This is a genomic window from uncultured Nevskia sp. (assembly GCF_903885465.1).
In the GTDB taxonomy this organism is placed as follows: Bacteria; Pseudomonadota; Gammaproteobacteria; order Nevskiales; family Nevskiaceae; genus Nevskia.
The window spans coordinates 1-14,597 of sequence record NZ_CAISIQ010000034.1; the positions used below are offsets into that span (position 1 = coordinate 1).

12 protein-coding genes, 1 tRNA gene and 1 pseudogene are annotated in these 14,597 nt (G+C 63.0%); 4 read left to right on the top strand and 10 right to left on the bottom strand.

Annotated features, from left to right (window positions below):
* Positions 1-1,940, bottom strand: a 1,940-nt coding sequence (locus QZY06_RS01155; protein ID WP_295679109.1) for an Ig-like domain-containing protein, incomplete at its 3' end; no start/stop codon positions are given.
* A 233-nt stretch (positions 1,941-2,173) separates the two neighbouring features.
* Here QZY06_RS01155 and dnaQ point away from each other — a divergent pair.
* Positions 2,174-2,890 carry a DNA polymerase III subunit epsilon gene (gene dnaQ / locus QZY06_RS01160; protein ID WP_295679112.1) on the top strand — a complete coding sequence of 239 codons (717 nt, stop codon included), beginning with the start codon at positions 2,174-2,176 and terminating at the stop codon, positions 2,888-2,890.
* A gap of 36 nt (positions 2,891-2,926) precedes the next feature.
* Here dnaQ and QZY06_RS01165 read toward each other — a convergent pair whose 3' ends face one another.
* Together QZY06_RS01165 and QZY06_RS01170 are read right to left on the bottom strand one after the other, a co-directional pair.
* On the bottom strand, positions 2,927-3,862 hold the full coding sequence (locus QZY06_RS01165; RefSeq protein ID WP_295679114.1) for a metalloregulator ArsR/SmtB family transcription factor: 936 nt from the start codon (positions 3,860-3,862) through the stop codon (positions 2,927-2,929).
* A 106-nt stretch (positions 3,863-3,968) separates the two neighbouring features.
* Positions 3,969-4,865, bottom strand: a complete 897-nt coding sequence (locus QZY06_RS01170; RefSeq protein WP_295679116.1) for a phasin family protein — start codon at positions 4,863-4,865, stop codon at positions 3,969-3,971.
* A gap of 241 nt (positions 4,866-5,106) precedes the next feature.
* Here QZY06_RS01170 and fadB point away from each other — a divergent pair, with 241 nt between their 5' ends.
* Together fadB and fadA are read left to right on the top strand one after the other, a co-directional pair.
* A complete protein-coding gene (gene fadB / locus QZY06_RS01175) occupies positions 5,107-7,257 on the top strand; it encodes a fatty acid oxidation complex subunit alpha FadB (protein WP_295679120.1) in 2,151 nt (716 codons plus the stop codon).
* A 77-nt stretch (positions 7,258-7,334) separates the two neighbouring features.
* Complete coding sequence (gene fadA, locus QZY06_RS01180; RefSeq protein ID WP_295679122.1) at positions 7,335-8,495, top strand: acetyl-CoA C-acyltransferase FadA; 1,161 nt, start codon at positions 7,335-7,337, stop codon at positions 8,493-8,495.
* A 71-nt stretch (positions 8,496-8,566) separates the two neighbouring features.
* Here the strand turns inward: fadA and QZY06_RS01185 are convergent, their stop codons facing one another.
* From QZY06_RS01185 to QZY06_RS01215, 7 genes are all read right to left on the bottom strand, one after another.
* Positions 8,567-9,232, bottom strand: a complete 666-nt coding sequence (locus QZY06_RS01185; protein WP_295679123.1) for a TetR/AcrR family transcriptional regulator — start codon at positions 9,230-9,232, stop codon at positions 8,567-8,569.
* A gap of 19 nt (positions 9,233-9,251) precedes the next feature.
* Positions 9,252-10,040: an enoyl-CoA hydratase gene (locus QZY06_RS01190; RefSeq protein WP_295679124.1), complete on the bottom strand. Its 789-nt coding sequence runs from the start codon at positions 10,038-10,040 to the stop codon at positions 9,252-9,254.
* A gap of 144 nt (positions 10,041-10,184) precedes the next feature.
* Positions 10,185-10,646: a hotdog fold domain-containing protein gene (locus QZY06_RS01195; protein WP_295679125.1), complete on the bottom strand. Its 462-nt coding sequence runs from the start codon at positions 10,644-10,646 to the stop codon at positions 10,185-10,187.
* Positions 10,647-10,650: 4 nt separating this feature from the next.
* On the bottom strand, positions 10,651-11,610 hold the full coding sequence (locus tag QZY06_RS01200; protein WP_295679128.1) for a ribose-phosphate diphosphokinase: 960 nt from the start codon (positions 11,608-11,610) through the stop codon (positions 10,651-10,653).
* Positions 11,611-11,757: 147 nt separating this feature from the next.
* Positions 11,758-11,832: transfer RNA gene (locus QZY06_RS01205), tRNA-Gln, on the bottom strand.
* Between the two features lie 78 nt (positions 11,833-11,910).
* A complete protein-coding gene (lolB, locus tag QZY06_RS01210) occupies positions 11,911-12,543 on the bottom strand; it encodes a lipoprotein insertase outer membrane protein LolB (protein ID WP_295679130.1) in 633 nt (210 codons plus the stop codon).
* Entirely contained in the window at positions 12,540-14,231 is a 1,692-nt protein-coding gene (locus tag QZY06_RS01215; RefSeq protein WP_295679134.1) for a tetratricopeptide repeat protein, read from the bottom strand. Before QZY06_RS01215 ends, lolB begins: the two co-directional genes overlap by 4 nt.
* A 153-nt stretch (positions 14,232-14,384) precedes the next feature.
* On the opposite strand from QZY06_RS01215, the pseudogene QZY06_RS01220 reads away from it, so the two are divergent.
* A pseudogene (locus QZY06_RS01220) lies at positions 14,385-14,597 on the top strand (hypothetical protein); the annotation flags it as partial.

The window sequence follows — 14,597 nt, forward strand, 5'->3', positions numbered from 1 at the left end:
CCGCTGCCGCTGGTGATCGCGCCGTCGACAACCCAGAACACGTTCGTGGCGGTCGCACCGTTAGCCAGAACGATCTGCGAGCCCGCGCCGAAAGTCAGATCGGTGCCGACCTGGAAAACCCAGACCGCGCTGCTGTCGCCCAGCGCATCAAGCGTCAGCGTGGTGCCATCGGCAATGGACATGGTCGTCGCCGAGCTGTAGACGCCTGGTGTCAGTGTCAGCCCGCCAAGCAACGGGGTGGTGGCGCCGGTGGGGCGACCATGAGCATCGTCGAAGGCCAAGCGCAGATCTGCCTTCGCTTGGTTGGCGACAGCCTCGTTGGAGTAGATGGTGCCGTTCAGAACCAGATCCGGCGCTGCGCACATCAGACAAGTGGTGCTCGGTGCGAGGGCGATATCACCGGTGACGGTGGTCGGGCCGGCGGTGTTGTTGAGGCCACCAGTTCCGCCCACCAGCGCGAAGCTGACCAAGGAGCGGAGCGGTACCGGCAGCTGGCATACGGTGTTGGTCGGGCCCACTCTGAACGTCCATGGGTTCGGCACCGTACCAACGACCAGCGCGTTGCCAGCTCTGTCAGTCACTGCATTGGTGACTGTCACCGTGTAAACCGTATCGGCGATGAAGTTCTCGGACTGACGGAAGGTCGCAACCCGCGTTGTGGCGTTGTAGGTCACGGCGCCCGGTACCTGAGCACCTCCCGGTGCCGTCACGATGAAGCTGGCAGCGTTGATCGTGTTGGCGTCAATCGTCTCGTTGAAGCGAGCGTTGATCGTCGAATTGATGCAGACGTTCGTGGCGGCCGCAGGAGGCGAAGTCAGGTTGACGAATGGTGGCGTCACATCCGGCGCGAGACCGGTCGTGAACTGGTATGGGTTCTGGATGACCGAACCGACCAGAGCATTGCCGGCGAGATCGGTCACTGCATTGGACACGGTCACCGTGAACAGTGTCGACGCTGCCAGCGGCGCGCTCGGCGTGAAGGTTGCCGAATTGCCGGAGTAGGCAATCGTGCCAGCGACCACCGCGTTGCTAGGGTCGGTCACCGTGAAGCTGCTTGCCGTCAGGGTGGCCGCATTGATCACTTCACTGAAGGTGACCGTGATCTGGGCATTGACTGGGGTGCCGACTTCGCCCGCAAACGGGTCGGTCAGCACGACGGTCGGCGACGTGGTGTCGTCGATGACGCCCGTGGTGAACGTCCAAGTGAACGCGGTTCCCAGCGGATTGCCGGAGAGATCGGTGATGCCGGCCGCCAAGGTGGCCGTATAGATCGTGTTGTTCTGCAACTGGGCAGTGGTCGTTCCATTGCCGGGTGTGAAGGTCAGCACCGAACCGGAAACGCTGGCCGTGCCAGCGACCGGCGCGCCACCAAGACCGGTCAGCGTGAAGCTGTTGGCATCGAGCGAGGCAGGGTCGATGGCTTCGCTGAACGTCGCCACGATGCGGCGGTTGCTCGGTACATCAGCCGAATCATTGGCCGGGTCAACCGCATTGACCTGCGGTGGCGTGGTGTCGGGGAGCGCACCGGTGGTGAACTGCCAGGTGAAATTGCTGGCCAGCGCGTTGTCAGCGAGATCCAAGACAGCGGTCGTGATGGTCGCTGTATACGTCGTGTTGGGTGCGAGCGGCGCGGCAAGCGTGTAGCTCGCGACGACACCCGAGTAGGAAACCGTACCAGCGACAGCGCCCCCTTCACCAGCAGTCAGCAGGAAGCTGGCGCCGTTGATCGTCGCCGGGTTGATCGACTCGCTGAACGTCGCCGTGACGGCGGTGGTCGATACCGGTACGCCGGTCTGGGTGTTGATCGGCGAGGTCGCAATGACTGTAGGAGGAGTTACGTCTCCGGTCTGGTTCTCGCCACAGGCGGACACGAGGGACGCCAACAGCACTAGCGCCAGCCAGTTGCCGATGGTTCTAAAATGATTTTTACGATCGCGCATTGGGCAGATCTCGATCTAGTTGATTTGTAATAACGGTCAGCGTGATGACGTTGTCATCGCAACCAACCTGAGCATGGTGGGCTTGAATTGCAGCGGCTCCATGACCTTGGCAGCTGGCAATGTACGGAGTGTACTGTCGTCCGCTTGTGAATGTACCTAATTCGGACCGTCAGTTTGAAGCTCCAATGTCGTTTTTATGATCTCCATCCGCCAAGAAAAAAGCCAGAAAAAACATGAGCCGTCAGATCCTGCTTGATACCGAAACCACGGGACTTGAGGCGCGCGAGCACCGGGTCATCGAGATCGGCTGCATCGAGTTGCGCAACCGTCGGTTCACGGCGGAGCAGCGGTGGTACCTGAATCCGGACCGCGACAGCGACCCCGGCGCGCTGGCTGTTCATGGCTTGACGACGGCTTTCCTAGCCGACAAGCCGCGCTTTCATCAGGTGGCCGACGAGGTCATCGATTTTTTGCGTGGTGCCGAGTTGCTGATCCATAACGCCGCGTTCGACGTCGGCTTCATGGACAAGGAACTCGAGCGGGCCGGTCGTCCCGAACGGATCGCGAGCCTTTGTACGGTAACCGACACCGTGCGCATGGCCAAGCGATTGCATCCGGGGCAGAAAGCCAGTCTCGACGCCTTGTGCAAGCGCTACGGCATCGACAATTCGCATCGCGAACTGCACGGCGCGCTGCTCGACGCTCGGCTGCTGGCCGAGGTCTATCTGGCGATGACCGGCGGCCAGGCGGCCTTGGGCCTGATCAGCGAGCCTACCGGTGGCCGGCGCGATGCCACGGCGGCCGAAACTGCCGCAGCGTTCACGGCCGATTTGAGCAGGCCGCTGAGGGTGATTCGGGCCAGTGATGAGGAACTCGTCGCCCACGCCGAGCGCCTGAAGTACATCGTCAAGAAGAGTGGCAAACGATTGTGGGATGCAGAACCCTCCTAGGGTTCGGCGTTCACGGCTATCGCGATGCCCCCAAACTCAGGCCATAGCGCGTCGAGCCAATGCACTCACCACTTCAAAATATGGAGGGCGCGGATCGCGTGAAGTGACCCGACAGAGTTCGACCTCGAGTCCTACCGTGACCAGCCATTTGCCGAGCATCTCGGCGGTGGTTCCAAGGTTGACGTGATCGTAGGCCTGCATCGCTGCTTCATGCTGATGCGCGCTCAGGGTCGCGACGATCAGGCGTCCACCCGGGCGCAGGCAGCGGGCCGCTTCCGCAAGTACTGTTTCGGGCTTGCGCGCGTAGGTCAGCGCATGCATCAGAAAAACGTGATCGAAGCTGGCGTCGCGGTAGGGCAGCTGGCTCATGTCGGCCTGGGTGAAGCCAACGTTGCGCGGGTCGCCCAGGCGTCGTCTGGCGGCGCCGAGCACCTTCGCGCTGATGTCGGCACAGGCAACGCTACTTGCGCGCTCGGCAATCAGCTCGGCCAGCACGCCGTCGCCGGAGGCGACATCGAGCACATCGCCAAGATCGAGCAGGCCGATCAGCGCGCGCGCCGTCGCTTCCCAGGTCCGGCCGGGGGAATAGTGCAGTTCCATGCGACCGGCTACCGATTCCGCCCAGGTCTGGCCATGCTTGCGAACCCGGACCACCTCGCTGGCTCGTTCCCGATCGAGCTGAGCCTGCGGATCTTCGAGCCGTTCGCGCATCACCGCCCAAAGTTCGGAGGCTCGGCCGCGATCGGGGCTCAAGGAATAGAGCGCGCCGCCGCCACTGCGTCCGGCCTGAACCAGACCGGCTCGCTTCAAGCGCCCGAGGTGAGTTGATACCCGGCTTTGCGCCAGGCCAGTGATTTCGGTCAGCTCAGCAACCGATAGCTGATGCGCCTCCAGCAGCAACAGCAGGCGCAGCCGGCTGGCATCGGCGAGCAGACGCCACAGTTCGGTACTTTGCGCGATGCTCAGTTTCATTCGGCGATGGTGAGGCGATAGCAATAAAAAAGCCTGCCGACGACCTGTCGGCAGGCTTGGCGTAGGAGCGGCCGGATGCCGCGATCAGCTGCGGCTCAGCGCCGGATCAACCCTGCGACTTGACCGCGTCGACGGCCGAGTTCACCGCAGCACTGACTTTCGCGGAGGCTGACTCGGCGCCGGCCTTGGCCGCATCGACAGCCTTCTCGGCGCTTGCGCTGACTTTAGTGACCACCTTCTTCGCGGCGCTGGTTGCGCGGCTGGCACGCGAGTCCGGTGACGGCGTCGGCACTGCGCGGCTGACGATCTTCTTGGCTTCGGCGACACCGGCCTTGGCGGCATCTTCAACGGTCTTCTCGACCGACTTGGCCGTCTTGACGACCTTCTTCTCGACAGCCTTGACGACCTTCTTGACCGCCTTGACGTCAGCCTTGACGGTCTTCTCAATCTTGCTGGCTTCCGCTTTGACCGTCTTCTTGGCCGCCTTGACGTCAGCCTTCAACGACTTCTCGACCTTGGTGACTTCGGTCTTGATGTCCTTCTTGGCGCTCTTGACCGTGGCGCTGGCGGTCTTGCCGGCCTTCTGGGCATCGGCCTTGATCTTGGCAAGCGCCTTCTGCGCCGGCTTGATCGCTTTTTCGAGGCGGGCGATCGACAGCGGCGCGCCGCTCTTGCCACCCTTGACCAGCTTCGCGAGTTCGGCGCGGGCATCGGAGACCACGACCAGCGAGGCGCGGGCGTTGTCGATCAGTTTGGTCACCGCGTCCTGCAGCAGCGTGGCCTGCTTCTGGGCAGCGGATTTGATGTTCTTGTCGCCCTGCGCCTTCTTCAACGAGGCGATGGCGGCCTTGTAATAGTCGTTCAGCGCCTTCAGTTCGGCATCGGCCAGCTTCTGCACGCCGCCGTAAACGATCTGGTTGGCGTTGCTGAGCGTGTCCAGCGACTGCCGGACGATCTCGAGCAGATCGTTAATGGGCTTGGTGAAAGTCTTCTTGTCAGCCATGTCGCGTTACCCCCTGTACGGTGAACGAGGGTTTGATTCTAGGTGCGCGTTGACAACAGCGTCAAAACAAGTAGTTGCAAGAACATTGCCGGATGTGAGGATGGTCGCTTTCAGCGTCCAGGTGTCGATGGCAATCCGGCAGGGCAAGACGCGTATAATGCGTTTTCCATACGGTACCGCATGGCCCTTAAATCCGGCCCCGCCGCAGCTTTCGCACCACCCCCAAGAGGACTCACGCCCCATGTATCAAGGCAAATCGATCCAGGTCACGCGGCTCGACGGCGATGTCGCCGAGTTGAAGTTCGACCGCCAGAACGAGTCGGTCAACAAGTTCGATGCTGCGACCATCGCCGAACTGAAGGAAGCGGGGAGCCTGCTCACCGCTGACACAAGCTTGAAGGGCCTGATCGTCACCAGCGGCAAGGACGTATTCATCGTCGGTGCCGACATCACCGAATTCGGCAAGAGCTTCCAGCTGCCGGAAGAAGAGATCGCCAAGTGGGCGATCGAGACCAACAAGGTGTTCTCCGCGATCGAGGATCTGCCGTTCCCGAGCGTCACCGCGATCAATGGCATCGCCCTCGGTGGCGGTTTCGAGATGGCGCTGACCACCGACTACCGCGTGATCTCGGCCAAGGCCAGCATCGGTTTCCCGGAAGTGAAGCTCGGCATCATTCCGGGTTTTGCCGGCACCGTGCGCTTTCCGCGCCTGGTTGGCGCCGACAATGCGATCGAATGGATTGCCGGCGGCGAAGCGGCAAAGCCGGATGCGGCACTGAAGATTCGTGCCGTCGACGCCGTGGTTCCGCCCGAGAAAACCCGCGAAGCCGCGCTCAAGCTGCTGGCGCTGGCCCAGAGTGGCGCTTTTGACTGGAAGGCGCGTCGCGCCCAGAAGACCGGCAAGCTGAAGCTTGGTCCGATCGAAGCCGCAATGGTCTTCGAAACCGCCAAGGGCTTCATCGCCGGCAAGGCTGGCAAACATTTCCCGGCGCCGGTTGCCGCCGTAACCTCGATCCAGAAGGGCGCCGGCAAGACCCGTGATGACGCCATCGCAATCGAATCCGCCACCTTCGCCAAGCTGGCCAAAACCCAGGCTGCCGATTCGCTGATCGGCCTGTTCCTGAACGACCAACTGCTGAAGAAGAAGGGCAAGGCCTATTCGAAGATCGCCCGTCCGGTGAAGCAGGGTGCCGTGCTCGGCGCCGGCATCATGGGCGGCGGCATCGCTTACCAGAGCGCTTCGCGCGGCACGCCGGTGATCATGAAGGACATCGCCGACAAGGCGCTCGACCTCGGCATGAACGAGGCGAACAAGCTGCTCTCGGCCCAGGTCGGCCGCAAGAAGATGACACCGGAGAAGGCTGGCGCCGTGCTGTCGACGATCCGCCCGACCCTGAACTACGGTGACTTCGGTGCCGTCGACGTGGTCGTCGAAGCGGTCGTCGAGAACCCGAAGGTGAAGAAGGCGGTGCTGGCCGATGTCGAGAACATCGTCCGCGCCGACACCGTGATCGCCTCGAATACCTCGTCGATCTCGATCGACCTGCTGGCCGCCGATCTGAAGCGCCCCGAGAACTTCCTCGGCATGCACTTCTTCAACCCGGTGCACAAGATGCCGTTGGTCGAGGTCATCAAGGGTGCGAAGACTTCGCCAGAAGCGGTGGCGACGATCGTTGCCTACGCCAGCGCGATGGGCAAGACGCCGATCGTCGTCAACAACTGCCCGGGCTTCCTGGTCAACCGCATCCTGTTCCCGTATTTCGGTGGCTGGAGCCTGCTGCTCCGCGACGGTGCCGACTACCAGAAGATGGACAAGGCGGCGGAAAGCTTCGGCTGGCCGATGGGCCCGAGCTACCTGCAGGACGTGGTCGGCATCGATACCTCGCACCATGTCGGTGACGTGCTGGCCGAAGGCTACCCGGACCGCATGGGCCGAGAGTTCAAGACCGCGCTCGACGTGATGTACGAGGCCAAGCGCTATGGCCAGAAGAACGGCGTCGGCTTCTACAAGTACGAAACCGATCCGAAGGGCAAGCCGAAGAAGGTTGTCGTCGCCGACACCTACGAGCTGATCGCCCAGGTGCAGCTGAACGGCACCAAGGATTTCGGTGACGAGGAAATCATGGAGCGCCTGATGATTCCGATGATCATCGAGACCGCTCGCTGCCTCGAAGAGAAGATTGTCGACACCGCGAACGAGGCCGACATGGGCTTGATCATGGGCGTTGGCTTCCCGCCGCATCTCGGCGGCGCGCTGAAGTACGCCGATTCCATCGGCCTCGCCAATCTGGTCGAGAAGTGCGCGAAGTACGCCTCGCTCGGCAAGCTCTACGAACCGACCGCAACGATGAAGGCCATGGCCGTCGCCGGCCAGCTGTACTACCCCAAGTAATCCACGCCATCTTTTTTGAATAGTCCGCGCCAGGGATGGCGCGGTCTTGTACAGGATGTACACACAGGAGAATCCCAATGACCGATGTCGTCATCGTTGATGCCGTCCGCACCCCGATGGGCCGCTCGCGCGCCGGCGTGTTCCGTAATGTCCGCGCCGAAAACCTGTCCGCCGAACTGATCAAGGCGCTGATGAAGCGCAATCCGGCTGTCAACCCGAAGGAAATCGAAGACGTGATCTGGGGCTGCGTGCAGCAGACCAAGGAGCAGGGCTTCAACATCGCCCGCCAGGCTTCGCTGCTCGCCGGCCTACCGATCGAAGTCTCGGGCCAGACCGTTAACCGTCTCTGCGGTTCGTCGATGACCGCCATCCACTCGGCAGTCGGCGCGATCCAGGCCGGTGCCGGTGAGATCTTCATCTGCGGCGGCGTGGAGCACATGGGCCACGTGCCGATGGATTACAACTTCGATGGCAACCCGGAACTGTCGGTCACCACCGCGAAAGCGGCGGCGATGATGGGTCTGACTGCCGAAATGCTGGCGACGGCGTTCCAGCTCAGCCGTCTGAAGCAGGACGAGTTCGCGCTCGCCTCGCATCAGAAGGCGGCGGCCGCGCAGAAGAACGGCGGCTTCAAGAACGAGATGGTCCCGGTTGCCGGACATGATGCCGATGGTCTGCCGATCCTCGTCGACTTCGATGAAGTCGTCCGTGGCAACGCCAACATCGAGGACCTCGGCAAGCTGAAGCCGGCTTTCAATCCGAAGGGCTCGGTCACCGCTGGCAACAGCTCGGCACTTTCCGATGGCGCGTCGGCCGTGCTGGTGATGACGGCCGACAAGGCCAAGGCCTTGGGTCTGAAGCCGATGGCCCGCATCGTGTCGATGGCGAGCGCCGGCTGCGATCCGTCGACCATGGGCCGCGGCCCGGTACCAGCGACCTTGAAGGCGCTGAAGCGTGCTGGTCTGACCCTGGCCGACATCGACTACTTCGAGCTCAACGAAGCCTTCGCCGCGCAGGCGCTGTCGGTGATGACCGAGCTGAAGATTCTCGACCGCATGGACCGCGTCAATCTGAAGGGCGGGGCGATCGCGCTCGGCCATCCGCTGGGTTGCTCCGGTGCGCGCATCACCGGCGCGCTGGCCCATGTGCTCCACGAGCAGGGCGGCCGCTACGGTCTGGCGACGATGTGCATCGGCATGGGCCAGGGCGTGGCGACGATCATCGAACGCCTGCATTGAGTCTCGGCTGATAAAATAAAAAGGCCGGGTGATCCCCGGCCTTTTTTGTGTCCGTCATCGTTGCCGATACATCAGGTCTGTATCACCGTCATGCCAGGCGCAATGCCGCGGCCGAGCTTGGCGCGCGTCCCGCTCAGGCCGAAGGTCTGGATGCCTTCAACCAGCATGCGAGTCGCAAAGCGGGCGGCCTGGTCGGGATCGCGGCCGCCTTGCTCGCAGAGCACACGGCCGATCTCGAAGGCCATGCCGTAAAGCGCGGCAGCCAGCAGATCGACGTCGAGGTCCGGGAACAGGCCGCGCGCCATTGCATCGTTGAGGTCGCCCTTCAGCTGCTGCATCGGAATACCAACCACGGTTTCCTTGAACAGGCTGCGCACCGCGTATTCGTTGCGCAGGATCAGTTCGAAGAAGCAGGGCTCCTCGACGATCTTCTCGAACAAGGTCTGGAAGGCGCCGTACAGAAAGTCGCTCAAGGTCGCGGCTTCGGCACGCATGGCGTGCATGCGCCGGGTGATCTCGCCCATGCGCTCATCGAGCACTTCCTTGAACAGCGCTTCCTTGTCCGGGAAGTAGTTGTAGAAGGTGCCCGGTGCCAGCCCGCTTTCGCGGACGATGTCGCGCACCGTGACGGCATCGAAGCCCATCTGCAGAAAGCAGATCCGCGCCGCCTCGATCAGCGTGGCGCGGTTCGCCTGCTTGTTGTGTTCGCGCTTGTTATCGCGAGGCAGTGAGGACAAGGCTTTCGTCCTCGGCCGTTCAGTTGAACTTGGAGAAATCCGGCTTGCGCTTGGCGATGAACGCAGTCATCGCTTCCATCGCTTCCGGTTGGCGCAGCATCGGAATGAAGTGGTCGGCTTCGAGCGGAATCGCTTCCTGGATCAGCCCGTCGGACCAGCGCTTCATCAGCATCTTGGTCACCCGCAGCGCGTTCGGCGGCTGGGCGGCGAGCTTCAGCGCGCGGGCCAGCGCATGGGCTTCGACTTCGTCTTCCGGCAGCACGGCATTGACCAGGCCGCTGGCTTCAGCCACCGCGGCGGTGAACGGCTCGCCGAGCAGCAGCATTTCCGCAGCCTTCACATGGCCGATCATCCGCGGCAGCAGATAGGTCGACGCGAACTCGGCGCAGATGCCGATGTTGACGAACGGAAACTGGAGACGGGCACCGGCGCCGGCGTAGACCAGGTCGCAGTGCAGCAGCATCGTCGCGCCGATACCGACCGCCGGACCATTGACGGCGGCGACCACCGGCTTCGGCAGTGCGGCCAGCGCATGCATGAAGCGCAGCACCGGGTTCTCGTCTTTCGGCGTGTTGTGGTCGAGCTTCAGGAAGTCCTGCAGATCATTGCCGGCGCAGAAGGAATTGCCGGTGCCGGTGAACAGCACGACCCGGACTTCCGGGTTCGCGGCGGCTTCGTTGACGGCGGCTCCCATCGCCAGATACATGTCCTGAGTCAGCGCGTTCTTCTTGTCGGCGCGATTCAGGCGGATGGTCATCACGCGATCCTTGATGTCGGTCAGGATCAGCGGGTTCTGAGGCTGGGTCACAAGCAACTCCGGAATAGTCAGCGGGCAATGAGCCATCATGCCCCAGCCCCTATCGCGTCGTCATTCGGTAATGAAGCTTGCCGTAGCGTCCGGCCGATTTTCAAGCCTGGTTGCGAGGCCGAAAATGCTGCACTTCGGTCAGGCTCAGCGTCGTGGCGACACGTACATGGTGATATCGGCTTCCATGACTACGATGCCGGCGCTGTCCAGCACCTGCACCGGCAGCACGACATCGCCGCGAAAATCGTCGGCGAACGCGGGCGTCCATTCGAGTACCGCGTGCAGATCGGTCGCTGCCTTCTTCAGATAGCGCACGGTCATGCCTTTCGGAATCCAGCGCAGCGCCTTCGGCAAGGTCGCTTCAATCAGCAGGCCGCCGACCAGTTCGCAGAGATTGCACATCGCGATCGCGTGCACGGTGCCGATGTGGTTCTGCACCGCGCGCCGCTTGCGCAAGGAAGCTTCACAGCGGCCGAGCCTGAGATCGGTCACCAGCGGCCGGATGCTGCCGAAGTACGGCGCGGTACGGCAGACCCCACGAGTAAACAGTTCGCGCCCCAGCGGCAGCCGGGACAGTGCCGCGAAGAGTTTGACCGGCGAAGCCATCGGATCAGTCGACGTACAGCGAGCTGACCGATTCCTCGGCGCTGACTCGGCGGATGGTTTCCGCGAGCAGGCCGGCGATCGACAGCTGACGGATCTTCGGGCAAGCCTTCGCTTCCTTCGACAGCACGATGGTGTCGGTGCAGACCATCACGTCGAGCTGGGAATTCTGGATGTTCGAGATCGCCGGTCCGGACAGCACCGGGTGGGTCACATAGGCGACGACCTTGATCGCGCCATGCTCCTTCAGAGCCGCAGCGGCCTTGCCGAGCGTGCCAGCGGTGTCGACGAGATCGTCGATCAGCACGCAGGTTTTTCCGGAGACGTCGCCGATGATGTTCATCACCTGCGATTCATTGGCGCGCGGACGGCGCTTGTCGATGATCGCGAGGTCCGCCTCGTCGAGCTGCTTGGCCAGCGCACGGGCGCGGACCACGCCGCCGACATCCGGCGAAACGACGATCAGGTTCTCGTACTTCTGGCGCCAGATATCGCCGAGCAGCACTGGGCTGGCGTAGACGTTGTCGACCGGAATATCGAAGAAGCCCTGGATCTGGTCGGCATGCAGATCGACGGTCAGCACGCGGTGGGCGCCGCATTCTCCGATCATGTCGGCCACCACCTTGGCGCTGATCGGCACGCGTGCAGAACGCGGGCGACGATCCTGGCGGGCGTAGCCGAAGTAGGGCACGACGGCGGTGATTCGGCCTGCCGATGCGCGCTTGAAAGCGTCGAGCATCATCAGCAGTTCCATGATGTGCTGGTCGGTCGGCGCATGCGTCGGCTGGATCACGAAGACGTCCTTGCCGCGAACGTTTTCAAGAATCTCGATCTGCACTTCGCCGTCCGAGAACCGGCCGAGCGACATCTTGCCGAGCGGCATGTGCAGGTAGTTCGCGATGTCCTGAGCGAGCGCCGGATTGGCACTGCCGCTGAACAACATCAACTGGGCTGAACTGTCAGACATCGGGGCTCGGGTTCTGGGTGAGAGGGCCGGGGGCAACGAGGGGACAGCGGGGTTGCTACGCCGGCACGATTAAGCAACTGGGTCCCCGCCTTCGCGGGGACACTCGATTTTGTAAGCGCCCTGAAACTGGCGCTAACAAAATCTGAGTGGCTGGGGCGGATGGACTCGAACCACCGAATGGGAGGATCAAAACCTCCTGCCTTACCACTTGGCGACGCCCCAACATCTCAAAGCGCGCGAATTATAGCGTCGTGATGCGCGGGCTTGGCGGTCTGCGCAAGATTATTCGCAATCAGACGGCTAGGGCGTTCCCGACCATTCGTCGATCACCAGCCGGAAACTGCGACTGCCGTTCGACAGCGTGAGCTTGCGCGGCAGGGCCAAGGAGTTGACGACCTGGTATTCGAGATACTCGACCTTCCAGCCGGTCTGCTCGAAATTCTCGGCGCGGCCGATCTCGTCGAGCTTGACGATCTTTGGCGCGTCTTCGTAGTGGCGCGTCAGCGACGGTACGCCGAGCACCCAGTAACGCAGCATGCCCAGCGGCACGCTCCAGCCGAGGCGTTCCTGCATGTAGCTTTCCGGCTCGCGAGTGGCGATGACGCCGTTCTTGCTGCGGATCTCGACACCTTGCGGATCGCCGCTGATCGCCAGCGCACCAACGCCAAGCGGGCCGGAGATGCGCAGATCGATACGCTCGCCGCTCTGTGTCCAGTCGATATCGCCGCGGCCGCCGGCGATGCCGGATTCGGCAATCCGGCCTTTCAGCCCGAAGCTCTGCACGGCTGCAATGTTCGAGCGGCGGATGCCCCAGTTCCGTTCGGCGAGATCGGTATTCAGCTGTTTGATCGGCTGCCCGCCGCAGGCGCTGAGCAACAGGGTAAGCAGCGCAGCGACGATCAGACGCTGCGTGAGCAATCGGGTGGGGTTCATGGCATCAGTCGTTTGACGGTTTCTTGCAGCACGGGGTGGTCGGGCGCGGTTTCCTGCGCCTTCTTCCAGACCTGCTGCGCGCGCTCTCGTTCACCGGTGCTCCACAAGGCTTCGCCGAGATGGGCCGCCACTTCCGGATCCGGGAACGCTTCATAGGCGCGCGAGAGCAGCGCCACAGCCTCGCTCGCGCGTCCCTGCCGGAAGCGCAGCCAGCCCATGCTGTCGATCACCGACGGATCCTGCGGTGTCAGTTCCAGTGCCTTGACGATCAGCCGTTCGGCTTCATCGAGCCGGGTGCCATGCACGGCCAGCATGAAGCCGAGGGCGTTCAATGCGCGGGAATCTGCGGGCTCGCGCAGCAGCACCGCGCGCAGATCAGATTCGGCATCGTCGAGCCTTTGCATGCGTTCGTTGATCAGCGAACGTGCGTACAGCAGTTCCGGATCGTTCTCGAAGAGCTTCAGCGCCTCGGAATACAGGCGCAGGCCTTCGTCGAGTTCACCCGCGTCACCCAGCAACTGTCCTTCGATGACATACAGACGCGGTGCCAGCTGCGGATACTGCTCGCGCAACTGTTCGAGCGTCGCGCGGGCATCCGGCAGGCGGCCGAGGCGGGCCAGCATCGTGGCGCGGCGGATGGTGGCGTCGAGCACTTGCTGGCCGCTGCTGACCAGCGTGTATTCCTTCAGCGCGGACTCGAACTGCTCACGCCGTTCGGCGATGCGGCCGAGGTAGTAATGGGCGTCGACGCCGCGTTCCTTGCCGGTCGACAGCTGCTTGAAGCGTACTTCGGCTTCATCGAGCTTGCCGTCATCAAGATCGAGCAGACCAAGCATGTACTGGGCGTCGGTATTGTCGGCCTCATGCTTCAGCACGGCTTTCAGCTGCTTGCGTGCGCGACCTTTCTGGTTCGCTTCGATCAGCAGCCGCGTGTAGCCCAGCCGCAGATCGGATTCGATCGGGTTGTTGCGCACCTGATTTTCGAGCAGACGATCGGATTCGGTGAAATCACCCTTGCGCACGAGCACGCCGGTCAACAGCAGCGGCGCTTCCTTGGAGCCGGGCTCGAGGCGCATGGCTTCGCGCGCCGAGCGTTCGGCCAGGTCGATGTCATTGAAGCGCAGCGCCAGCAGACCCTGGGCGTGCCAGGCGCCGCTGCGTTTCGGTTGCGTGGCGACCAGCCGCTCCATCAACAGCAGCGCCGACGCGGCGTGGTCCTCTTCCTGGGACAGCAGCAGGGCCACGTGGCGGAAGCCATCATCGGGGCCACCGGGATGATCGGCGACGATTGCCATGCACTGCTGGAAGGAATCGTCGACCAGGCCGGCACGCAGCGCCAGCCGCAGGATCACTTCGCGCGCTTCGAGGCTGGTCGGCTCCAGCTTCAGCCACTTGCGGGCGCCGGTCAGCGCAAGATCGGCATCGTTGGCGCTCAGGGCCAGCATCGTGGCGCGGGCGGCCAGCGCCGGATCGCTGACGAAATCGAGCGCCTGGATGAATTCCTCTGCGGCAACCTGCGGCTGCTTGCGGCCAGCGGCGACCTCGCCCGCGAGGATGTGGTACTGAGCCTGGGCCTCGCGGGACGGCGCTACCGGTTGATGCGCCGCACTGGCTGAGGGTGCTGACTCTGCCGCCTGAAGAGCCGGGCTTAGCAGACAGCCGCCAAGCACGGAGATTGCAAAGCCCAACGGGAGTTGCAGGGACGGACAGGAGGCTTGCACGTAGAGTTCGGCCAGGGAGAAATCGTGAACGTATTGTAGCGCTCCGCCTGGATCGGGCGTCCTCTGTCTGCCGCCGAAAGCGCAGTTGGGGTGCTCCCGAGGGGCTGGCTGTTGACGGTAGTGACGGCGCTTGCTTGTGCCGGCCGGCGTCATGCCGGAAAATCAGGCAAACGAGACATCTGTGACCCCATGGCCTTATTGACACTCGGACTCAGTCATCACTCCGCGCCGGTTGAAACGCGCGAGCGGCTGGCGTTCACTGAGGCTGAAATCCCCGAGGCGCTGATCCGCCTGCGCGGGCTGTCCGGGGTCAGCGAAGCGGCGATCCTGTCG